Genomic DNA, 20,358 nt, shown 5'->3' with positions numbered 1-20,358 from the left:
CCCGTGATCGAGTGGTCTGACACGGACCTGATGGTCCGCGACGCCGTGCGGCAGTTCGTCGACACCGAGATCCGCCCGCACCTCGACGAGCTGGAAACCGGCGCCTTGTCGCCGTATCCGATCGCGCGAAAACTGTTCAGCCAGTTCGGTTTGGACGTCATGGCCGCCGAGGCGGTCAAGAAGATGCTGGACCGCGAGCGCGGAGGCTCCGGTGCCGGTGCCGGTGCCGATCAGGAAAACGACGGCGGCGCGGGCGGTTTCGGCACCGGCGAACAGGCGTCGATGGTCGCGGTGCTGGTCTCGGAGATCGCCCGGGTCAGCATCGGGCTGCTCAGCACCGCGTCGGTCAGCCTTGGCCTGGGCGCGGCGACGATCATGAGCCGTGGCACGCTCGCCCAGAAGGAGCGCTGGCTGCCCGACCTGATGACGCTGAAAAAGATCGCGGCGTGGGCGATCACGGAGCCCGACTCCGGCTCGGACGCCTTTGGCGGCATGAAGACCACGGTGCGGCGCTCCGGCGACGCGGACGGGGCCTACATCCTCAACGGCCAGAAGACGTTCATCACCAACGGGCCCTGCGCCGACGTGCTGGTGGTCTACGCCAAGCTCGACGACGGCGATCCGACGGTGGACCGCCGCCACCGGCCGGTGCTGATCTTCGTGCTCGACTCGGGGATGCCGGGCCTCACGCAGGGCAAGCCGTTCAAGAAGATGGGCATGATGTCCTCGCCGACGGGCGAGTTGTTCTTCGACGACGTGCGCCTGACCCCCGACCGGCTGCTCGGCGAGAACGAGGAGCGCGGCGGCGACGGCCGCGACAGCGCCCGCGACAACTTCGCCGCCGAGCGGATCGGCATCGCGATGATGGCGCTGGGCATCATCAACGAATGCCACCGGCTGTGCGTGGATTACGCCAAGACGCGAACCCTGTGGGGCAAGAACATCGGGCAGTTCCAGCTGATCCAGCTCAAGCTCGCCCAGATGGAGATCGCCCGAATGAACGTGCAGAACATGGTCTTTCAGACGATCGAGCGGCAGCGCGCGGGGAAGCCGCTGACGCTGGCCGAGGCGTCGGCGATCAAGCTCTATTCTTCCGAGGCGGCGACCGAGGTCGCGATGGAGGCGGTCCAGCTGTTCGGCGGCAACGGCTACATGGCCGAGTACCGCGTCGAGCAGCTGGCGCGCGACGCCAAGTCGTTGATGATCTACGCCGGCAGCAACGAGGTGCAGGTCACCCACATCGCCAGGGGCCTGTTGGGTTAACGGCGACCCGCCGCGCCCGGCTTCGCCGCGCTTGCGATCGCCGTGCTGGGCTAGGCGACCACCCAGATCGCCAGCGCTGCCGGGCTGCCCAGATCGACCCTCGTATCCGCGCCCTTGGCCGACTCGATCGCCACCGACATCATCCCCGCGAATTCGCGGCGTGTGAGCACCCGCAGCCTGGAGTCGAGGTTGATGCCGACCCCGGCGAGATAGCGCAGCATCTGCGGGTCGGCGTCGGAGATGCGGGCGACCGTCGCGGTCTCGCCGTCGGCGCACGCCCACAGCTGGCGGGCCTGCGGCGTGGGCACCTGCCCGTCGGAGGCCGGGATGGGGTCACCGTGCGGGTCGCGCCGGGGAAATCCCAGCTTGGCGTCGATGCGGGCCACCAGCCGGTCGGATACGGCGTGTTCGAGCACCTCCGCCTCGTCGTGCACCTCGTCCCAGGCGTAGCCGAGCTCGTTGACCAGGAAGGTCTCCAGCAGCCGGTGGCGGCGCACCATCTCCAGCGCCGCCCGCCGGCCGGCCGGCGTCAGGGTGACGGCGCCGTATTTCTCGTGGTCGACGAGCCCCTGCTCGGCCAGTTTGCGGATCGACTCCGAGGCGGTGCTGGCGGACACCCCGATCTTCTCGGCCAGCATCTTGGTGCTGACCCGCTGCGGTGCCCCTTGCGGGGACCACTCCTGGGCATTCCAGATGACCTTCAGGTAGTCCTGGCCGACAGCGGTGAGTCCGCCGGGCTCGTCGTCAGCCCTCACAACCAGAAAGTTTAGGCAACCCAAGCCTCATCCGGCGCATCGCGCGCGCCATCGGGCGGCCCGGGGTCGTAGGCTTTCCCTCGTGCAGCGGTGGCGCGGCCAAGACGAGATCCCCACGGACTGGGGCCGGTGCGTGCTCACCATCGGCGTGTTCGACGGTGTGCACCGCGGCCACGCCGAGCTGATCGCGCACGCCGTGAAAGCCGCGCGCGCCCGCAACGTGCCGAGCGTCCTGATGACGTTCGACCCGCACCCGATGGAAGTGGTCTACCCGGGCAGCCATCCGGCGCAGCTGACGACGCTGACCCGCCGCGCCGAGCTCGTCGAGGACATGGGCATCGACGTCTTCCTGGTGATGCCGTTCACCACCGATTTCATGAAGCTCACCCCCGAGCGCTACATCCACGAACTGCTGGTGGAACACCTGCACGTGGTGGAGGTGGTGGTCGGCGAGAACTTCACCTTCGGCAAGAAGGCGGCCGGCAACGTCGACACCCTGCGCCGGGCCGGCGAGCGGTTCGGCTTCGCGGTGGAGTCGATGTCGCTGTTGTCCGAGCACCACAGCAACGAGACCGTGACGTTCTCGTCCACCTACATCCGGTCCTGCGTGGACGCCGGGGACGTGCTGGCGGCCGCCGACGCGCTCGGGCGGCCGCACCGCGTGGAGGGCGTGGTGGTCCGCGGCTACGGGCGGGGCGCCGAGCTGGGCTTTCCCACCGCGAACGTGGCGCCGCCGATGTACTCGGCGATCCCCGCCGACGGCGTCTACGCGGCGTGGTTCACCGTGCTCGGCCATGGCCCGGTGACCGGATCCGTCATCCCGGGGGAGCGCTATCAGGCCGCGGTGTCCGTCGGGACCAACCCGACGTTCTCCGGGCGCACCCGCACCGTGGAGGCCTTCGTCCTGGACACCACGGCCGACCTGTACGGCCAGCACGTGGCGCTGGACTTCGTCGGGCGCATCCGCGGTCAGGTCAAGTTCGACTCGATCGACGACCTGGTCACCGCGATGGGCAACGACACCGAGCGGGCCCGCGCGCTGCTGGCGGCCGGCTGACAAGCTCCGACACCGCGAGTCACAGCCGTCACACCAGCCTCTGCGCCGGGCGGCACCCGATGTGCCCGCCTCATAGCGACAAGTTTCGGCCTGCGGGTCACCCCGCGGCGATTGTCGCTATGAGGCGGGCACTTCGGACATCCCTTCCGCCCGCGTGACGCGAGTGACGGCCGAGGCGAGACGCGGGCGTCCGGGCAGGCTGCCGCGTTTGTGCCCGGGGGCGTCACCGCTGCTAAACTGCCGGACGACATCGGCGCGTGCTGCGGTTCGCGGTGGCCGCGCCCTGATACGCAATCCTCGCGGACCGATCGATGGAGATATTTTCGTGGCTCTGACAGCCGAGCAAAAAAAAGAAATCCTGGGCACCTACGGCCTGCATGACACCGACACCGGTTCCCCGGAGGCGCAGGTTGCCCTGCTCACCAAGCGGATCGCCGACCTGACCGAGCACCTCAAGGTGCACAAGCACGACCACCACTCCCGGCGCGGGCTGCTGCTGCTCGTGGGGCGCCGCCGTCGGCTGCTCAAGTACGTCTCCCAGGTCGACGTCGAGCGCTACCGCTCGCTCGTCGAGCGCCTCGGCCTGCGCCGCTGACCCCACTCGTGCGAGAAGGCCGCCCCTTCTTGTGTAGAGTGGGACCGTTCTGGGCCGTTTCGGCCCGAGCAAACGGTGCGGTCCGCGCAGATCCGCGTGTGCCGTTCCAGCGCGTCACTACGCACGTCCGCAGGGGCAGCCCAGTCTGACTCGGGCGGTCCTCGGTAGTGGCAGCCGGGCTCTCCGGATCTGGGGCAGGTCGGCCGCTTCGATCGATGGCCGTAGCCGCATTCAGACTTCGCTCTTCAGGGTTGCTCTCGGGTTGCTTGCGCGTGATGTCGCGAAAAAGCCGAATACCAGAGAGGCCGTACGGACGCAGATGTCTGTATCAGAAATTGAAGAAGGCGTGTTCGAGGCGACCGCCACCATCGACAACGGGAGCTTCGGCACCCGCACCATCCGTTTTGAAACCGGCCGGCTGGCCCAGCAGGCCGCCGGCGCCGTCGTCGCCTACCTCGACGACGAGAACATGCTCCTCTCGGCGACCACCGCCAGCAAGAGCCCCAAGGAGCACTTCGACTTCTTCCCGCTGACCATCGACGTCGAGGAGCGGATGTATGCCGCCGGGCGTATCCCGGGCTCGTTCTTCCGCCGGGAGGGCCGCCCGTCGACCGACGCGATCCTGACCTGCCGGCTCATCGACCGGCCCCTGCGGCCGTCGTTCGTCAGCGGGCTGCGCAACGAGATCCAGGTCGTGGTGACGATCCTGAGCCTGGACCCCAACGACCTGTACGACGTGCTGGCCATCAACGCCGCCTCCGCGTCCACCCAGATCTCCGGCCTGCCGTTCTCCGGCCCGGTCGGCGGTGTGCGGGTGGCGCTGATCGACGGCACCTGGGTCGCCTTCCCCACCGTCGAGCAGCTCGAGCGGGCCGTGTTCGACATGGTGGTCGCCGGCCGGATCGTCGGCGACCGGGGCGGTAGCCCCGAAAACAATGACGTGGCCATCATGATGGTCGAGGCCGAGGCCACGGAGAACGTCATCGAGCTGGTCGAGGGCGGCGCGCAGGCGCCGACCGAGAGCGTGGTGGCCGAGGGCCTCGAGGCGGCCAAGCCGTTCATCGCGGCGCTGTGCACCGCCCAGCAGGAGCTGGCCGACGCCGCCGCGAAGCCGACCGCCGACTACCCGGTCTTCCCCGAGTACGGCGAGGACGTCTACTACTCGGTGGCCTCGGTGGCCACCGACGAGCTGGCCAAGGCGCTGACCATCGGCGGCAAGGCCGAGCGCGACGCGCGCACCGACGAGCTGAAGGCCGAGGTGGCCCAGCGGCTCGCCGAGACCTACGCGGGCCGCGAAAAGGAGGTCAGCGCCGCGTTCCGCTCGCTGACCAAGAAGCTGGTCCGCCAGCGCATCCTGACCGACCACTTCCGCATCGACGGCCGCGGCATCACCGACATCCGCGCGCTGAGCGCCGAGGTCGCCGTGGTCCCGCGGGCGCACGGCAGCGCGCTGTTCGAGCGCGGCGAAACCCAGATCCTGGGCGTCACCACGCTGGACATGGTCAAGATGGCCCAGCAGATCGACTCGCTGGGGCCCGAAACGTCCAAGCGCTACATGCACCACTACAACTTCCCGCCGTTCTCCACCGGCGAGACCGGCCGCGTCGGCTCGCCGAAGCGGCGCGAGATCGGGCACGGCGCGCTCGCCGAGCGCGCCCTGATCCCGGTGCTGCCCAGCGTCGAGGAGTTCCCGTACGCCATCCGCCAGGTGTCCGAGGCGCTGGGCTCCAACGGCTCGACCTCGATGGGGTCGGTCTGCGCGTCCACGCTGGCGCTGCTCAACGCCGGCGTGCCGCTCAAGGCGCCGGTGGCCGGCATCGCGATGGGCCTGGTGTCCGACGACGTCGAGACCGAAGGCGGGGCCACCGAGCGCCGCTTCGTCACCCTGACCGACATCCTGGGCGCCGAGGACGCGTTCGGCGACATGGACTTCAAGTGCGCGGGCACCAAGGACTTCGTCACCGCGCTGCAGCTGGACACCAAGCTCGACGGGATCCCGTCGCAGGTCCTGGCGGGTGCCCTGGCCCAGGCCAAGGACGCCCGGCTCACCATCCTGGAGGTCATGGCCGAGGCCATCGACGCGCCGGACGAGATGAGCCCGTACGCGCCGCGGGTGACCACCATCAAGGTGCCGGTCGACAAGATCGGCGAGGTCATCGGCCCCAAGGGCAAGGTCATCAACGCGATCACCGAGGAGACCGGCGCGCAGATCTCCATCGAGGACGACGGCACCGTGTTCGTCGGCGCCACCGACGGCCCCTCGGCGCAGGCCGCGATCGACAAGATCAACGCGATCGCCAACCCGCAGCTGCCGACGGTCGGCGAGCGGTTCCTCGGAACAGTGGTCAAGACAACCGATTTCGGTGCGTTCGTGTCGTTGCTGCCCGGGCGCGACGGGCTGGTGCACATCTCGAAGCTCGGCAGGGGCAAGCGGATCGCGAAGGTCGAGGACGTCGTGAACGTCGGCGACAAGCTGCGGGTCGAGATCGCCGACATCGACAAGCGCGGCAAGATCTCGCTGGTGCTGGTGGCCGAAGAAGACTCGGCCGACGCCCCGGACTCAGGCGACTCGACGGAAAGTTCGGCCCCCGCCGATGCCGGGGCTCCGCAGGAGGCCGCGCCAGCCGATGCCGCCAGCTCAGTCTAGGAAGCCGGCAGCTGATCCTCCGGCCGCCCTGCATCGGGGCAAGGCGATCGCCGGACTGAACCCCGACCACAAGGCCGTCCGGCGCACGGCGCTGCCGGGCGGGCTGCGGGTGGTCACCGAGCACCTGCCCGCGGTCCGGTCGGCGTCGGTCGGCGTGTGGGTCGGCGTCGGTTCCCGCGACGAGGGGTCCACGGTGGCCGGGGCGGCGCACTTCCTCGAGCACCTGCTCTTCAAGTCCACCCCGACCCGTTCGGCGGTCGACATCGCCCAGGCGATGGACGCCGTCGGCGGCGAGCTCAACGCGTTCACCGCCAAGGAGCACACCTGCTACTACGCGCACGTGCTCGACAGCGATCTGGAACTGGCCGTCGACCTCGTCGCCGACGTCGTGCTCAACGGTCGCTGCGCGGCCGAGGACGTCGAAGTCGAACGCGACGTCGTCCTCGAGGAGATCGCCATGCGCGACGACGACCCCGAGGACGCACTGGGCGACATGTTTCTCGGGGCGCTGTTCGGCGACCACCCGGTGGGCCGCCCGGTGATCGGCACGTCGCGCTCCGTGTCGGCGATGACGCGGGCCCAGCTGCACTCCTTCCACGTGCGGCGCTACACCCCCGAGCGGATGGTCGTCGCGGTCGCCGGCAACGTCGACCACGACGAGGTCGTCACGCTGGTGCGCGAGCAGTTCCGGCCGCACCTGGTGCGTGGGCGCCGGGCGGTCGCCCCCCGCAAGGGCGCCGGACGGATCACCGGACGCCCCGGGCTGACGCTGGGCAACCGCGATTCCGAACAGACGCACGTCTTGTTGGGCGTGCGCACGCCCGGGCGGACGTCGCCGCATCGCTGGGCGCTGTCGGTGCTGCACACCGCGCTGGGCGGCGGCCTGAGTTCCCGGCTGTTCCAGGAGGTTCGGGAGTCTCGCGGGCTGGCGTACTCCATCTACTCCGCACTGGACGTCTTCGCCGACGGCGGCGCCCTTTCGGTGTACGCCGCCTGCCTGCCCGAGCGGTTCGCCGAGGTCATGCGGGTGACCGCCGAGGTGCTCGAGAAGGTGGCGCGCGACGGCATCACCGAGGCCGAATGCCGGATCGCCAAGGGCTCGTTGCGCGGCGGGCTGGTGCTGGGCCTGGAGGATTCCGGTTCCCGCATGAGCCGCCTGGGCCGCAACGAACTGAACTACGGCGCCCAGCGCACCATCGAGCAGACGCTCAAGCGGATCGACGAGGTGACCCTCGACGAGGTCAACGCGGTGGCCCGGCGGTTGCTGAGCCAGCGCTACGGCGCCGCCGTCCTCGGTCCCTATGCCTCGAAACGATCACTGCCCCAACAACTTCGGGCGATGGTAAATTAGCTGCCCATGGTACTCGGCTTCTGGGACATCATGGTGCCCATCGTCGGCGCGCCGATGGCCGGCGGCCCGGGCACCCCGGCGCTGGCCGCGGCGGTCTCCAACGCCGGCGGCCTCGGGTTCATCCCGGGCGGCTGCGTCAGCGCGGACAAGTTCGCCGAGGACATCGCCGCGGCGCGCGCGGCCACCACGGGCCCGCTCGGCGTCAACCTGTTCGTGCCGCAACCCAGCGTCGCCGACTGGGTTCAGCTCGACTACTACGCCGAGGAACTCGAGGAGATCGCCGACTACTACCAGGTCGAGGTCGGTCGCCCGGAGTTCGACGACGACGAATGGGAGCGCAAGCTCGAGGTGGTGTCCGACGTGCGGCCCGAGCTGGTGTCGTTCACGTTCGGGGTGCCGTCGCCCGACGTCATCGCGCGCCTGGGCGCGCTGGGCCTGCTCGTGATGATCACCGTGACTTCCGCCTACGAGGCCGGGGTGGCGATCGCCGCCGGCGCGGACAGCCTGGTGGTGCAGGGCCCCGACGCGGGCGGGCACCGCGGCACGTTCGCGCCGGACATGGACCCGGGAAACGAGTCGCTGCACGAGCTGATCGACCGGATCCACCGGTCGCACCGCGACGTCCCGATCATCGCCGCGGGCGGCCTGGCCACCGCCGAGGACGTGGCCGGAGTGCTGCGCAGGGGAGCGGTCGCCGCGCAGGTCGGCACCGCGTTGCTGCTGTCCGACGAGGCCGGCACCAATCCCGGGCACCGCACGGCCATGAAGAACCAGCTCTTCGCCAAGACCATCGTCTCCCGGGCCTTCTCGGGCCGGTACGCGCGCGGGCTGGAGAACGAGTTCACCCGGATGCTCGACACCGTGGCCCCGCTGGGCTACCCGGAGGTCGATCAGATGACGCTGCCGATCCGGCGCGCGGCCGCCGCCCTGGAGGACCCGAACGGGATGGAGCTGTGGGCCGGGACGGCGTTCCGGCAGGCAAAGCCGGGACCGGCGGCCGACATCATCGCCGGCCTCGTCGACTGACGCCGGTGCCGCCGCTGACGCGCCGTCGGATGCTGTTGTCGCTCGCCCTCACCGCCCCCGCTCTGACCGCCCGCGGGCGGGCCGCCGCCCTCCCGGATCCCGCCCCGCTCGACCGGCTCGACGAACTGGAGCGGCAGTACGGCGCGTACGTGGGGGTCTACGCCCTGAACATCGACACCGGGCGCAGCCTCGCACACCGCGACGGGGATCCGTTCGCGATGTGCTCGGCCTTCAAGGCCTACGCCGCCGCGCGGGTGCTGCAGATGGCCCAGCGCGGCGAATTGGATTTGCAGCAAGCCGTTTTCGTCGATCCCGCGACGTTGCTGCCCAATTCCCCGGTGACCGCGCCGGCGGCCGGCCACCCGCTGCCGCTGGCGCAGCTGTGCGCGGCGGCCCTGCAGCGCAGCGACAACGCCGCCGCCAACCTGCTGTTGCGGGCGATCGGCGGGCCGCCCGCGATCACCGAGTTCGCCCGCTCCATCGGAGACGACCGCACCAGGCTGGATCGCTGGGAGACCGACCTGAACACGGCGATACCCGGCGACCCGCGTGATACCAGCACGCCGCGGGCGTTCGGGGGCGGAATCCAAAGCCTGCTGACCGGAACCGTTCTCGACGAGCCGCGGCGCCGTCAGTTGGAGGACTGGATGCGCGCAAACGTGACGTCGACCATGCGGGCGGGCCTGCCGGCCGGCTGGACCACCGCGGACAAGACCGGCACGGGCGACTACGGCAGCACCAACGATGTCGGCATCGCCTACGGGCCCGACGGCCAGCGCGTGCTGCTGTCGCTGATGACCCGCTCGCAGGCGCCGGACCAGAACGCCGACCCGCTGCGGCCGCTGATCGCGGAGGTCACCCGCACGGTGCTGCCGTGGCTCACCGGAAACGGCTGAGTCTCAGGCCAACACGCTCGCCCGGTCGGTGAACGGCAGGTTCAGGTCCGCGGCCACCCGCTCGCACAGCAGGGCCCCGGCGTGGGTCGAAAGGCCTCGGGCCAGAGCCGGATCGGATCGGCACGCCGCCCGCCAGCCCTTGTCGGCGATTTCCAGCACGTAGGGCATGGTCGCGTTGGTCAGCGCCACCGTCGACGTCTTGGGCACCGCGCTGGGCATGTTCGCCACGCAATAGAACAGTGTGTCGTGCACGGCGAAGGTAGGGCGGTCGTGGGTGGTCGGGCGGGAGTCCTCGAAGCAGCCGCCCTGGTCGATCGAGATGTCCACCAGCACCGCCCCGCTCTTCATCTGTGCGACAAGGGAATTGGGGATCAGCGTCGGGGCCTTGCCGCCGGGCACCAGGACCGCGCCGATCACCAGGTCGGCGCGCTTGACGGCGCCGGCCAACTCGTAGGCCGACGAGTACCGCGTGCCGATGTGGCCGCCGAACTCCGCATCGAGCAGCCGAAGCCTGGCGATGTTGACGTCGAAGACCATGACCGCGGCGCCCATGCCGGCGGCGACCCGAGCGGCGTTGTAGCCGGCCGTTCCGGCGCCGATCACCACCACGTCGGCGCCCTTGACGCCGGGCACCCCGCCCATCAACACGCCGCGGCCGCCCTCGGTCTTCATCAGGTGGTAGGCCCCGACCTGGGCGGCGAGCCGCCCGGCGACCTCGCTCATCGGGGCGAGCAGCGGCAGCGACCCGTCGGCGGCCTGGACGGTCTCGTAGGCGATCGACGTTGTGCCCGAAGCCAACAGCGCGTCGGTGCACGCGCGCGACGCGGCCAGGTGCAGATAGGTGAACAGGACTCCGCCGTCGCGCAGCAGCCCGTACTCGGAAGGGATCGGTTCCTTGACCTTGAGCAGCAGGTCGGCCTCGGCCCACACCCGCTCGGGGCCGGCCGCCAGTTCGGCGCCCGCCGCCTTGAACTCTGCGTCGGCGATGGCGGACCCGTCTCCGGCGCCGGACTGCACGAGCACCTCGTGGCCCCGGTGGGTCAGTTCGGCGACGCCGGCCGGGGTGATGGCCACCCGGAACTCGTTGTTCTTCGTCTCGGTCGGAACGCCTACTCGCATGGGTGCCCCTAGGGGTTGAGGTTCGGAATCCAGCGTAGGCCCGGGGGCTTGCGTGCGCTGGCCAGGATCCTTCAAGATCCTCCAATGACCGATCCGTGTGTCGCGGCCACCGTCGAGATCCAGGCGCGCCCGGACGCCGTCTACGACCTCGTCACCGACCTGCCGACCCTGGCGGCGCTGGCCGAGGAGGCGGTCGCGATGCGGTGGCGCAAGGGCGACGCGGTGCGCCCCGGCGCGGTGTTCACCGGGCACAACGAGAACGGCGCCAAGAGCTGGAACACCACCTGCACCGTCACCGACGCCGAGCCCGGCCGCCGGTTCGCGTTCGACGTGCGGTTCGCCGTGATCCCGATTGCTCGGTGGCAGTACGACATCGAGGAGGCCGACGGCGGCTGCCGCGTCACCGAGAGCACCTGGGACCGCAGACCCGGCTGGTTCCGCAAGCTGGCCGGCAAGTCCACCGGCGTGGCCGACCGGCCGGCCGCCAACGCCGAACACATCCGGCTGACGCTGCAGCGGCTCAAGCAGCGCGCCGAGGCCGGGTAGGGCCGATGCCGACGCGCGATCCGGCCGTCGCCGTCGTCGGGGCGGGGATGTCCGGGTTGTGTGTCGCAATCACGTTGCTGCGCAACGGGATCAGCGACGTGACGATCTTCGAGAAGTCGGACGAGGTCGGTGGCACCTGGCGCGACAACACCTATCCCGGCCTGACCTGTGACGTGCCCTCGCGCGTCTATCAGTACAGCTTCGCCATGAAGCCGGACTGGACGCACGTGTTCTCCCCGGGCGGCGAGATCCAGGGCTACTTCCGCGGCATCGCCGACCGTTTCGGGCTGCGCGACCGGATCCGGTTCGGCACCGAGATCGTCAGCGCCCGGTTCGAGGGCGGCCGCTGGGCGCTGCGCACCGACGCCGGGGCCGCCTACGAGGTCGACTTCCTGATCTCGGCCACCGGCGTGCTGCACCACCCGCGGATGCCGTCGATCGCCGGCCTGGACGACTTCGGCGGCCACGTCTTCCACTCCGCGCGATGGGACCACCGGGTGCCGTTGCGGGGGAGCCGGGTGGCGGTCGTGGGCAACGGGTCGACCGGCGTGCAGTTGGTCTGCGGGCTGGCCGGCGTGGCCGAGCGGGTCCTGCTGTTCCAGCGCACCGCGCAGTGGGTGCTGCGGCTGCCGAACCCGCGCTACACCCGGTTCACCGCGCTGACCCGCCGGCGGCTGCCGTGGCTCGACCGGCTGGCGTACCGGGCCTACAGCGGCGTCTTCGACACGTTCGCCGCCGGGCTCGTCAAGCCGGGGCTGCGCCGGAAATTCATGGCGGCGCTGTGCCGCGCCAGCCTGCTGGAGATCCGAGACCCCGAGCTGCGCCGGGCGCTGACCCCGGACTACACGCCGATGTGCAAGCGGCTGGTGATGTCGAGCGGCTTCTACCGGGCGATGCAGCGCGACGACGTCGAGCTGGTGACCGCAGGCATCGACCACGTCGAGCCGCGGGGCATCGTCACCGACGACGGCGTCCTGCACGAGGCGGACGTCGTCGTGCTGTGCACCGGCTTCGACACCCACGCGTTCTTCCGGCCGATGCGGCTCGTGGGCCGCGACGGGATCGCGGCCGACGAGATCTGGCGCGACGGGCCGTGGGCCTACCGGACCGTCGCGCTGCCCGGCTTTCCCAACTTCTTCATGATGCTCGGGCCGCACAGCCCGGTGGGAAACCTCGCGCTGACCACCGTGGCCGAATCGCAGGCCGGCTACATCCTGCGCTGGATCGACCGGTGGCGCCGCGGCGAGTTCGACACCGTGGAACCCACCGCGTCGGCGGCCGAGAGCTTCAACGCCACCCTGCGCGCGGCGATGCCGGACACCGTGTGGACCACCGGCTGCAACAGCTGGTACCTCAACAAGGACGGCGTGCCCGAGGTGTGGCCGTTCACGCCGGCCGAGCACCGCGCGATTCTGGCGAACACCGATCCGGCCGAGTACGACCTGCGCCGGCACGTCAGGACCGCCTGAGGTTCCCGTCCCGGGCCGGGGTCCTATACTTGCCAGCACTCGATGGGGAGGGGGCGCCATGTTCACCGTCGACGACCGGGCGGCCGGCCCGCACGACTCGTCGCTGGATCACGAGCGACTGGTCCTGGAACCGCGCGATGTCGACTTCGACTGGGCGACGCTGCCCTTCCACTACGTGCCGGGCGAGCCGTTCGTCACCCACATCCTCAACGTCCTGCACCTGCTGCTGCCCGCGGGCGAGGAGTACTTCGTCGACGCGTTCAAGCGCGCGCTGCCCTTGATCAAGGACGACCAGCTGCGGCTGGACGTGCAGGGCTTCATCGGGCAGGAGGCGGTGCACTCGCAGGCCCACGCCAAGGTGCTCGCCCACTTCGCCGCCCAGGGCGTCGACGTCACCCCCTATACCGACCAGATCCACTGGATGTTCGAGAAGCTGCTGGGTCCCCGGCCCGGGTGGAGCCTGCGGCGACAGCACCGCTGGCTGCTGGAGCAGGTCGCGCTGGTGTCGGCGATCGAGCACTACACCGCGATCCTCGGCGAATGGGTGCTGAACTCGCCCGCGCACGACGCGATCGGCACCCATCCGGTGATGCTGGACATGCTGCGCTGGCACGGCGCCGAGGAGGTCGAGCACAAGGCCGTGGCCTTCGACACCATGCAGCACCTGCGGGCCGGGTACCGGCGGCGGACCCGCGCCCAGCTGGTCGTCACCCCCGCCATCTTCCTGCTGTGGATCCGCGGGGTCCGCTTCCTGTACACCGTCGACCCGTGCCTCCCGCGGGGGACCAAGCCGCGGTGGCGGGATTACTTCCGCGCCGCGCGCCGCGGCCTGGTCCCGGGCCCGCTGCGATTCGTCCGGGCCGTGGGCGACTACTACCGGCCGGGATTTCACCCCTCACAGCTGGGCGGCGTCGGGCTCGCGGTCGACTACCTCGCCGTCTCGCCCGCCGCGCGCGCCGCCCACTGACTCCCGGCCGACACATGCCGACCACCTCCACCGTCACCGCCTCCGACGGCGTCGTTCTGGCCGTGCACCGATACACCGACATCGACCCGCAGCGCCCCACCATCCTGGCAATACACGGTTTTCCCGACAACCACCACGTCTGGGACGGCGTGGCCGCCCACCTGGGCGATCGCTACAACGTGGTGGCCTACGACGTCCGCGGGGCGGGCGAATCATCGCGTCCCGCAAAGCGTTCCGGGTATGCCTTCGCGCAGCTGGTGTCCGACCTCGGCGCGGTGATCGACAGCCTGGGCGCCGGGCCGGTGCACCTGCTCGGCCACGACTGGGGCTCGATCGCCACCTGGGCGGCGGTCACCGACGTGTCGATGACACCGAAAATCGCGTCGTTCACCTCGATTTCGGGGCCGCACCTGCGGTACGCCGGCGCCTTCCTGCGGTCGGCGCGCACCCCACGCGCCGTGGGCCAGGTCGCCCGGCAGCTGATGTCGTCGGGGTACATCGCCTTCTTCCTCTGCCCGGTCGTGCCCGAACTGTCGTTTCGCTCGCGGGTGGGCGTGAAAGTCGTTGAGCTGCTTGAACGCATCGGCAGCCCGAGCGCCCGCAGCCGCCGTCGCCCGACGCCGCGGTCCATCGGCGACTACCTCAACGGGCTCAACCTCTACCGGCAGAACATGCCGGGGGCGATGCTGTTCCCGGGGTCGCCGCTGCCCGAGACCACCGTCGCCGTCCAGGTCCTGGTGCCGCGCCACGACATCTTCGTGACGCCCGCCCTGCAGCGCTTCACCGGCGCCATCCCGCCCGGCGGCCGGGTGGTCGCGATCGAGGGCGGGCACTGGGTGGTGACGTCACGCCCCGACGTCATCGCCCGGCTCACCGCCGAGTGGGTCGACCACAACGCCGGGGACGCGGCCGCGAGACGGGCATAGCGACATGCCCGAGAGCATGTGGCGCAGCAGGCCCGCCGACCTCTACGGTCGCCGCGACCGGGACCGGCTCTGGGCGGGGATGGTCGGCCTGCGGGCGTGGTTCGAGCTGTTCGCCCGGACCTCGCGGTGGGACCCGGAGCGGGTCAAGCCGGTGCGCCGCACGCGGCGCGCGGTGGTCACCGAGCGCGAGCTGGTGGCCCCCGACGTCGTGGCGCTGACGCTGGCCGACGCGGACGGCGGCCTGCTGCCGTCGTGGACGCCCGGCGGCCACATCGACGTGGTGCTGCCCTCGGGGCGGCGACGGCAGTACTCGCTGTGCGGTCCGCCGGGGCGGCGCACCGACTACCGCATCGCCGTGCGCCGCATCGCCGACGGTGGCGGCGGCTCGGTCGAGATGCACGAGGCGTTGCGACCCGGTGACACATGCGAATTCGAGGGCCCGCGCAACGCGTTCTACCTCGGCACAGCCGAGCGCGACGTCCTCTTCGTCATCGGCGGCATCGGGGTGACGCCGATCCTGCCGATGATCCGTGTGGCCCGCCACCGGGGAATCGACTGGCGCGCGATCTATGCCGGGCGCAGCCGCGGCTACATGCCGTTCCTGGACGAGCTGGTGTCCCTCGCCCCGGAGCGGGTCACGGTGTGGGCCGACGACGAGCGGGGCGGGTTCCCCGGCGTCGATCAGCTGCTGGCCGGCGCCGGGCCGCAGACCGCCGTCTACGTGTGCGGGCCCGGCGCGATGCTGGAGAGCGTGCGCCTGGCCCGCGACGAGTTTCCCGGCGCCCCACTTCATTACGAGCGGTTCGGCCCGGCGCCGGTCGTCGACGGCGTTGCGTTCGAGGTGGAGCTGGCGCGGTCGCGGCAGGTGCTCAGCGTCCCGGAGAATCGTTCGGCGCTCGCCGTGATGCTCGACCGCGACCCCACGACCCCGCACTCGTGCCGGCAGGGATTCTGCGGGACCTGCAAGGTGAAAGTCCTTGGCGGACAGGTCGATCACCGCGGACGCATCGCCGTGGGCGATGACGAGATGCTGGTCTGCGTGTCCCGGGCGCCCGGCGGCCGGATCGTCATCGACCGCTGAGCCGGTACCCCACGTGGGGCACCCTGACGCCGGGCAGTGGCTCCCAGTCCAGGGTGCGCCCGTCGGCGCGAAACCCGTTCTTTTCGTAGAAGCGGCGCGCCTTCGCGTTCTGATCGGCGCACCACAGGATCACCTCGCCCGACGGGTGCGCGTCCAGCACCGCGCCGAGCAACCGGCCGCCCAGGCCGTGCCGTTGCAGGTCGTCGGCGATGTACAGCGCGTCGATCTGGATCGCCGCGGGCTCGTCCGCGTCGGGGCCGAAAATCGTGACACCCACTGTGCGGTCAGCCGATTCGGCGATCCACATGGCCCACCCCGGGCGGTTGAGGTTCTGCGGGTAGACGTCGGTGACCCAGCGCCGGGCCGGGCCGAGGATGTCCAGCAGGGGTTCGATGAGGATGCCGGCCCAGGATCGCCGCCACACCGCGTAGTGCACCTCGGCGACGCGGGCGAAGTCGTCCGGCGTGGCCGCGCGGATCGTGATGTCGCCGGATGTCACGCCCTTCAGGCTAGAGACCGCCCCGGCGGGTGACTCGGGACGGCTCCAGATACGCGGCCAGCGCGTTGGTCAGGCCCCGCCTGGCCATGTCGAGGTCGGCGTACGAGCCGAGTTGGCGCTCGGACACCAGCCCGCGCATGGCGCCGGGGATGAGGGCGGCGACCTCGCGCACCCGGTCCGGATCCACGGCGAGGCCGGCGAACGCGTTCTGGCAGGTTTCCAGCCAGCTCCTGCCCCAGGAGAACAGCTCCGCGGCGGTGCGCGGGTAGAGCCGCTCGAGCTCGCCGGGGTCGCGGGGCAGCGCGGCCCGCAGGTTTTCGATCGCGCGCGAATCGGGTGAGGCAAGGCCGTGATAGAGCGTTCGCCGGCGCGCGGAACGTCGCGGCGCGCCGCTCGGCCGTGCGGTGCAGGACGGCGGCCCAGAACCCGTCGGTGTCGCCGAACTGGTACTGGACGGCGCCCCAGGTGGCGCCGATGTCCTTGGCGATGCGGTTGGCCGAAACCGAGCCCGGCTCGCCGGAGGCCAGTGACTTCAGCGCGGCCTCGAGCATGTTCTCGCGGGTCGCGTGACCGCGTTTGTTGGGGCGCCGCTCGGCGACTTTCGGCCTGGTCACCCGGCGAGCGTAACAGTTTTCATAGAGGGTACTGTGATTTTGCCGCCCGGCCGCCTATCATTCCTACGCGTGGAGGACACCCGGCATGGCTAAGCCGCCGCTGTCGATGAAGCCGACCGGCTGGTTCCAGGTGGCGTGGTCGGACGAGATCGCCGTGGGCGACGTCCACAAGATGAAGTACTTCGACCAGGAAATGGTCGCGTGGCGGGCCGAGTCGGGCCGGCTCACGGTGATGAACGCCTACTGCGAGCACCTCGGCGCGCACCTGGGTTACGGCGGCAAGGTCGTGGGTGAGGTACTGCAGTGCCCGTTCCACGGCTGGCAGTGGAGCCAGCAGGGCCGCAACGTCTGCATCCCCTACCAGGACCACCCCAACCGCGGCAGGCGCATGCGCACCTACCCGGTCGTGGAGCGCAACGAGTCGGTGTACGTCTGGCACGACGTGCAGCGCCGGGAGCCCTACTTCGACGCGCCGGACGTGTTCGGCGCCTTCGGCGACGGCTGCAGCGCGGCCGACTACTGGCCCCAGCAGCGCCTGCACGCCGAGCGGCTGGAACTGCACCCGCAGTACGTGCTCGAGAACGGCGTGGACTTCGCGCATTTCAAGTACGTGCACAACACCCCGATCGTCCCGGTGTTCACCCGCCACGACTTTTCCGGCGCGGTGTCCTTCGTCGACTTCACGATCACCTTCGAGGGCGACGACGGCCAGAAGATCGAGGACGTCAACAGCGGAGTGGAGGCCGTCAACGGTGGCCTGGGGATCGCGGTGACCAAGAGCTGGGGCATGGTCGACAACCGCACCATCTCCGCGATCACCCCCGTCGACGATTCCACCTGCGACGTGCGGTTCATGGTCTACATCGGCCGGACTCCGGGCAAGGATCCGGCGCGGGCCGAACCCAGGGCCCGCGAGTTCGGCCAGGAAGTCATCCGCCAGTTCAGCCAGGACATCGAGATCTGGTCGCACCAGCGGTATTCCGACCCCCCGGCGCTGGCCCCCGACGAGTACGAGGGTTTCACCGCGATTCGCAACTGGGCCAAGCAGTTCTACCCCGACGCATACGCATCCCAGGAAGGGTGACCGGCATGAACGCACCGATCCGCGTGTTCCAGGTGGCGACCGGAAACGTGGGCAAGGAGATGATCAAGCGGATCGCCGCCCGCCCGGACCTCGAATTGGTTGGGGTGCACTGCTATTCGCCGGACAAGGTGGGACGTGACGCCGGCGAACTCGCGGGCGTCGAGCCCAACGGCGTGACGGCCACCGGCACCATCGAGGAGATCATCGCGGCCAGGCCCGACGTGCTCACCTTCCACGGCGTGTTCCCCGACGAGGACCTCTACTTACAGGTGCTCGACGCCGGCATCAACATCGTCACCACCGCCGACTGGATCACCGGGTGGCACCGGGACAAGAACCACCCGCACCCGTCGGGCAAGCCGGTGACTCAGCTGCTGAGCGAGGCATGCCACAGGGGCGGCGCGACGTTCTACGGCACCGGCATGAACCCCGGCCTCAACCAGATCCTGGGCGTGGTCTGTTCGGCCGACGTCGCCGAGATCGAGAACGTCACCACCATCGAGTCCGTCGACGTGTCCTGCCACCACTCCAAGGACACCTGGATCGAGGTGGGCTACGGCCAGCCGGTCGACGACCCCGAAATCCCCGGGAAGCTGGAGAAGTACACTCGCGTGTTCGCCGACAGCGTCCTGATGATGGCCGACTGCTTCGACCTGCCGCTGGACGAGGTCAAGTTCAGCTACGAGCTGGGCGCCTGCACCAAGGACGTCGACCTCGGCTGGTACACCCTGCCCAAGGGATCGCTGGGCGGCAACTACATCAAGTACCAGGGCATGGTCGACGGGGTGCCGCGGGTCGAGACGCACCTGGAATGGCAGATGACCCCGCACACCGACCCGAGCTGGAACATCAAGGGCTGCTACATCACCCAGATCAAGGGCGACCCGTGCGTCTACAACAAGCACATGATCTTCCCCAGGCCCGGCGTGGACCTGTCCAACCCGGACAACTTCGCCTCCATCGGCATGACCGTCACCGGCATGCCCGCGCTGGCGTCGATCGCTTCGGTGGTGGCGGCGCCACCGGGACTCATCACCAGCTCCGACCTGCCGCTGCGCGGGTTCGCGGGGCGGTTCAAAATCTGAGGCCGGGCGCTTCGTCATCCGCGTCGGCGAAGATCCGCTCGGGATGGTGATACGCGTTGGTCCGCGCGCGGCGATCCAACGGCGGCGGCGGGATCCATTCGGTGCGCCCGACGGTGTTTTTCCTTGTCCGCCAGCCTTTGTCGACGAGCCTGTGGTGCGGCGCGCACGCGAAGGTGAGCGCGTCGGCATCGGTCGGCCCGCCGGTCGCCCAGTCGACGACATGGTGGACTTCGCACCAATATCCGGGCGCGTCACAACCCGGGTGCGTGCACCCGCGGTCCTTGGCGTAGAGCACGACCCGTTGATCTGGCGAGGCGATGCGCCGCGAACGACCAAGGTAAAGTGGCCGATTCGAGTGATCGTCGAACACGGCCAGGTAGTGATAGGCGTGAGCGGCCATCCGGATCAGGTCACGCATCGGCAGCGGCGTTCCGCCGCCCGTCACCGCCCGGCCCGCACCCGACGCCAATTCCTTGAGCGTGGTCGAAACGATCACCGTCACCGGTAACCCGTTGTGCGTGCCCAGCTTCGGATCGCCCAATTGCCCGCGGACGAGGGCGACCAGCGCGTCGTGTCGGCGCTGGGCGGTGCTGCGCGAATCCCGCGTCACGGATTCCTCGCTGGGTTCTGATTCCACGCAAGGGGTTTCGTCGTCCGCGTTGCACATGCCGGGGGCCGCGAACCGGGCGAGCCACGCATCGATGCCGGCGCGCAACTCCGGTGACGCCACCAGCTTGCCGAGGCTCATGCCGTCGGCCCGCTGGCCGCACCAGGTGAAGCCGCGCTGCCGCGCGCGGTCGGCGTCGGAGAACTTCCCGTCGGGATTGAGCTGCAGGGCGCACCGGTGCGCCACCTTCTCGAGCTGGTCGGGCCGCAGCTGCGTCGCTTGCCGGGCCAGGAACCGCTCGGCCCGTGCCACCGCGGCGGCGGGAGTGTCCGCGGGCAGATCGCGGACGAACGTCTGAATGACTCGCAGGTGCTGCCCGTCGAGCATGCCGTCGCGCCAGGCTTCCGCGGTGGCAGGCAACTCGGGTGGCAATTCCTCGCCGGTAAGCGTCAGTCGCCTCGACAGCTGCTTGACGTCGCGCAGTCGGCGGGACGCCTCGGCGCAGCTGATCCGCAGCCAGTCGGCGATCACCTTGTGGACCGGACCGCCGACCTCGGCCGGTTCTTGCTGCGCGAGCCCGCGGATCACCTCGTGACCGATCGCAACCTGACGCCGCCGGGACGTCTCCATCCGTTCCAGCGTGCGCAAGCGGGCGGCGGGGCTCAGCGCCGCGAAGTTCAGGTCGCCGATCAGCGCGACGGCCGTGTCCAGCGCATCGAGCGCGGCGGCCACATCAGGCGGATCGGGAATCGAATGCATGTTCGAATGCTA

The 20,358-nt window shown here is 70.1% G+C and carries 18 protein-coding genes and 1 pseudogene; 14 read left to right on the top strand and 5 right to left on the bottom strand.

The annotated features are described in order from the left end of the window. The first annotated feature begins 3 nt into the window (after nt 1-3). Nucleotides 4-1,263 (top strand): acyl-CoA dehydrogenase family protein, encoded by a 1,260-nt coding sequence (locus tag BN971_RS18855; protein ID WP_085181339.1) that lies wholly within the window; start codon nt 4-6, stop codon nt 1,261-1,263. A 50-nt stretch (nt 1,264-1,313) separates the two neighbouring features. Here BN971_RS18855 and mntR read toward each other — a convergent pair whose 3' ends face one another. Beyond that, nucleotides 1,314-2,018: a manganese-binding transcriptional regulator MntR gene (gene mntR / locus BN971_RS18850; RefSeq protein WP_085181338.1), complete on the bottom strand. Its 705-nt coding sequence runs from the start codon at nt 2,016-2,018 to the stop codon at nt 1,314-1,316. Between the two features lie 82 nt (nt 2,019-2,100). Between mntR and BN971_RS18845 the strand changes: the two genes are divergently transcribed. From BN971_RS18845 to bla, 6 genes are all read left to right on the top strand, one after another. Beyond that, entirely contained in the window at nt 2,101-3,075 is a 975-nt protein-coding gene (locus BN971_RS18845) for a bifunctional riboflavin kinase/FAD synthetase (protein ID WP_085181337.1), read from the top strand. A 325-nt stretch (nt 3,076-3,400) separates the two neighbouring features. Next, nucleotides 3,401-3,670: a 30S ribosomal protein S15 gene (gene rpsO, locus BN971_RS18840; protein ID WP_085181336.1), complete on the top strand. Its 270-nt coding sequence runs from the start codon at nt 3,401-3,403 to the stop codon at nt 3,668-3,670. A 319-nt stretch (nt 3,671-3,989) separates the two neighbouring features. Next, the gene (locus BN971_RS18835; RefSeq protein ID WP_085181335.1) at nt 3,990-6,317 is read left to right on the top strand and encodes a polyribonucleotide nucleotidyltransferase; all 2,328 of its coding nucleotides are present in this window, start codon (nt 3,990-3,992) and stop codon (nt 6,315-6,317) included. Then, nucleotides 6,298-7,668, top strand: coding sequence for a M16 family metallopeptidase (locus BN971_RS18830; protein ID WP_085181334.1), 1,371 nt, complete (start codon nt 6,298-6,300; stop codon nt 7,666-7,668). The genes BN971_RS18835 and BN971_RS18830 overlap by 20 nt, the downstream gene beginning before the upstream one ends. Before the next feature lie 6 nt (nt 7,669-7,674). Beyond that, the gene (locus tag BN971_RS18825; protein ID WP_085181333.1) at nt 7,675-8,694 is read left to right on the top strand and encodes a nitronate monooxygenase; all 1,020 of its coding nucleotides are present in this window, start codon (nt 7,675-7,677) and stop codon (nt 8,692-8,694) included. Nucleotides 8,695-8,723: 29 nt separating this feature from the next. Next, a complete protein-coding gene (gene bla, locus BN971_RS18820) occupies nt 8,724-9,590 on the top strand; it encodes a class A beta-lactamase (protein WP_085181332.1) in 867 nt (288 codons plus the stop codon). A gap of 3 nt (nt 9,591-9,593) precedes the next feature. Here the strand turns inward: bla and ald are convergent, their stop codons facing one another. Continuing rightward, nucleotides 9,594-10,709, bottom strand: coding sequence for an alanine dehydrogenase (ald, locus tag BN971_RS18815; protein ID WP_085181331.1), 1,116 nt, complete (start codon nt 10,707-10,709; stop codon nt 9,594-9,596). Between the two features lie 84 nt (nt 10,710-10,793). Between ald and BN971_RS18810 the strand changes: the two genes are divergently transcribed. Genes BN971_RS18810 through BN971_RS18790 form a run of 5 tightly spaced genes read left to right on the top strand, consistent with a single transcriptional unit; the run spans nt 10,794 to nt 15,698 of the window. Then, nucleotides 10,794-11,255, top strand: coding sequence for an SRPBCC family protein (locus tag BN971_RS18810; RefSeq protein ID WP_085181330.1), 462 nt, complete (start codon nt 10,794-10,796; stop codon nt 11,253-11,255). Nucleotides 11,256-11,260: 5 nt separating this feature from the next. Next, the gene (locus BN971_RS18805) at nt 11,261-12,724 is read left to right on the top strand and encodes a flavin-containing monooxygenase (protein ID WP_085181329.1); all 1,464 of its coding nucleotides are present in this window, start codon (nt 11,261-11,263) and stop codon (nt 12,722-12,724) included. Nucleotides 12,725-12,782: 58 nt separating this feature from the next. Beyond that, entirely contained in the window at nt 12,783-13,691 is a 909-nt protein-coding gene (locus BN971_RS18800; protein ID WP_085181328.1) for a metal-dependent hydrolase, read from the top strand. Between the two features lie 14 nt (nt 13,692-13,705). Next, nucleotides 13,706-14,617: an alpha/beta fold hydrolase gene (locus BN971_RS18795; RefSeq protein WP_085181327.1), complete on the top strand. Its 912-nt coding sequence runs from the start codon at nt 13,706-13,708 to the stop codon at nt 14,615-14,617. Nucleotides 14,618-14,621: 4 nt separating this feature from the next. Next, nucleotides 14,622-15,698, top strand: coding sequence for a PDR/VanB family oxidoreductase (locus tag BN971_RS18790; RefSeq protein WP_085181326.1), 1,077 nt, complete (start codon nt 14,622-14,624; stop codon nt 15,696-15,698). On the opposite strand, the gene BN971_RS18785 is transcribed toward BN971_RS18790, so the two are convergent. Further along, nucleotides 15,685-16,197 carry a GNAT family N-acetyltransferase gene (locus BN971_RS18785; protein ID WP_139027146.1) on the bottom strand — a complete coding sequence of 171 codons (513 nt, stop codon included), beginning with the start codon at nt 16,195-16,197 and terminating at the stop codon, nt 15,685-15,687. The genes BN971_RS18790 and BN971_RS18785 overlap by 14 nt on opposite strands. Nucleotides 16,198-16,207: 10 nt before the next feature. Beyond that, a pseudogene (locus BN971_RS18780) lies at nt 16,208-16,748 on the bottom strand (TetR/AcrR family transcriptional regulator). Between the two features lie 148 nt (nt 16,749-16,896). Here BN971_RS18780 and BN971_RS18775 point away from each other — a divergent pair. Further along, entirely contained in the window at nt 16,897-17,895 is a 999-nt protein-coding gene (locus tag BN971_RS18775) for an aromatic ring-hydroxylating dioxygenase subunit alpha (protein ID WP_085181324.1), read from the top strand. 5 nt (nt 17,896-17,900) lie between these two features. Next, nucleotides 17,901-18,980 (top strand): NAD(P)H-dependent amine dehydrogenase family protein, encoded by a 1,080-nt coding sequence (locus tag BN971_RS18770; RefSeq protein WP_085181379.1) that lies wholly within the window; start codon nt 17,901-17,903, stop codon nt 18,978-18,980. On the opposite strand, the gene BN971_RS18765 is transcribed toward BN971_RS18770, so the two are convergent. Beyond that, the gene (locus BN971_RS18765; protein ID WP_085181323.1) at nt 18,970-20,346 is read right to left on the bottom strand and encodes an HNH endonuclease signature motif containing protein; all 1,377 of its coding nucleotides are present in this window, start codon (nt 20,344-20,346) and stop codon (nt 18,970-18,972) included. The genes BN971_RS18770 and BN971_RS18765 overlap by 11 nt on opposite strands. Between the last annotated feature and the right edge of the window lie 12 nt (nt 20,347-20,358).

This window comes from Mycobacterium bohemicum DSM 44277 (genome assembly GCF_001053185.1).
Classification (GTDB): Bacteria; Actinomycetota; Actinomycetes; order Mycobacteriales; family Mycobacteriaceae; genus Mycobacterium; species Mycobacterium bohemicum.
The sequence above is the reverse complement of the archived record's forward strand: the minus strand, read 5'-3'. Positions and strand labels throughout refer to the sequence as shown.

What these genes read in the sequence shown, in the direction of transcription:
- BN971_RS18835 (WP_085181335.1), top strand. Translation starts at nt 3,990, where the DNA reads ATGTCTGTATCAGAAATTGAAGAAGGCGTGTTCGAGGCGACCGCCACC.
- BN971_RS18830 (WP_085181334.1), top strand. Translation starts at nt 6,298, where the DNA reads ATGCCGCCAGCTCAGTCTAGGAAGCCGGCAGCTGATCCTCCGGCCGCC.
- BN971_RS18825 (WP_085181333.1), top strand. Translation starts at nt 7,675, where the DNA reads ATGGTACTCGGCTTCTGGGACATCATGGTGCCCATCGTCGGCGCGCCG.
- bla (WP_085181332.1), top strand. Translation starts at nt 8,724, where the DNA reads ATGCTGTTGTCGCTCGCCCTCACCGCCCCCGCTCTGACCGCCCGCGGG.
- ald (WP_085181331.1), bottom strand. Translation starts at nt 10,709, where the DNA reads ATGCGAGTAGGCGTTCCGACCGAGACGAAGAACAACGAGTTCCGGGTG.
- BN971_RS18810 (WP_085181330.1), top strand. Translation starts at nt 10,794, where the DNA reads ATGACCGATCCGTGTGTCGCGGCCACCGTCGAGATCCAGGCGCGCCCG.
- BN971_RS18805 (WP_085181329.1), top strand. Translation starts at nt 11,261, where the DNA reads ATGCCGACGCGCGATCCGGCCGTCGCCGTCGTCGGGGCGGGGATGTCC.
- BN971_RS18800 (WP_085181328.1), top strand. Translation starts at nt 12,783, where the DNA reads ATGTTCACCGTCGACGACCGGGCGGCCGGCCCGCACGACTCGTCGCTG.
- BN971_RS18795 (WP_085181327.1), top strand. Translation starts at nt 13,706, where the DNA reads ATGCCGACCACCTCCACCGTCACCGCCTCCGACGGCGTCGTTCTGGCC.
- BN971_RS18790 (WP_085181326.1), top strand. Translation starts at nt 14,622, where the DNA reads ATGCCCGAGAGCATGTGGCGCAGCAGGCCCGCCGACCTCTACGGTCGC.
- BN971_RS18775 (WP_085181324.1), top strand. Translation starts at nt 16,897, where the DNA reads ATGGCTAAGCCGCCGCTGTCGATGAAGCCGACCGGCTGGTTCCAGGTG.
- BN971_RS18770 (WP_085181379.1), top strand. Translation starts at nt 17,901, where the DNA reads ATGAACGCACCGATCCGCGTGTTCCAGGTGGCGACCGGAAACGTGGGC.
- BN971_RS18765 (WP_085181323.1), bottom strand. Translation starts at nt 20,346, where the DNA reads ATGCATTCGATTCCCGATCCGCCTGATGTGGCCGCCGCGCTCGATGCG.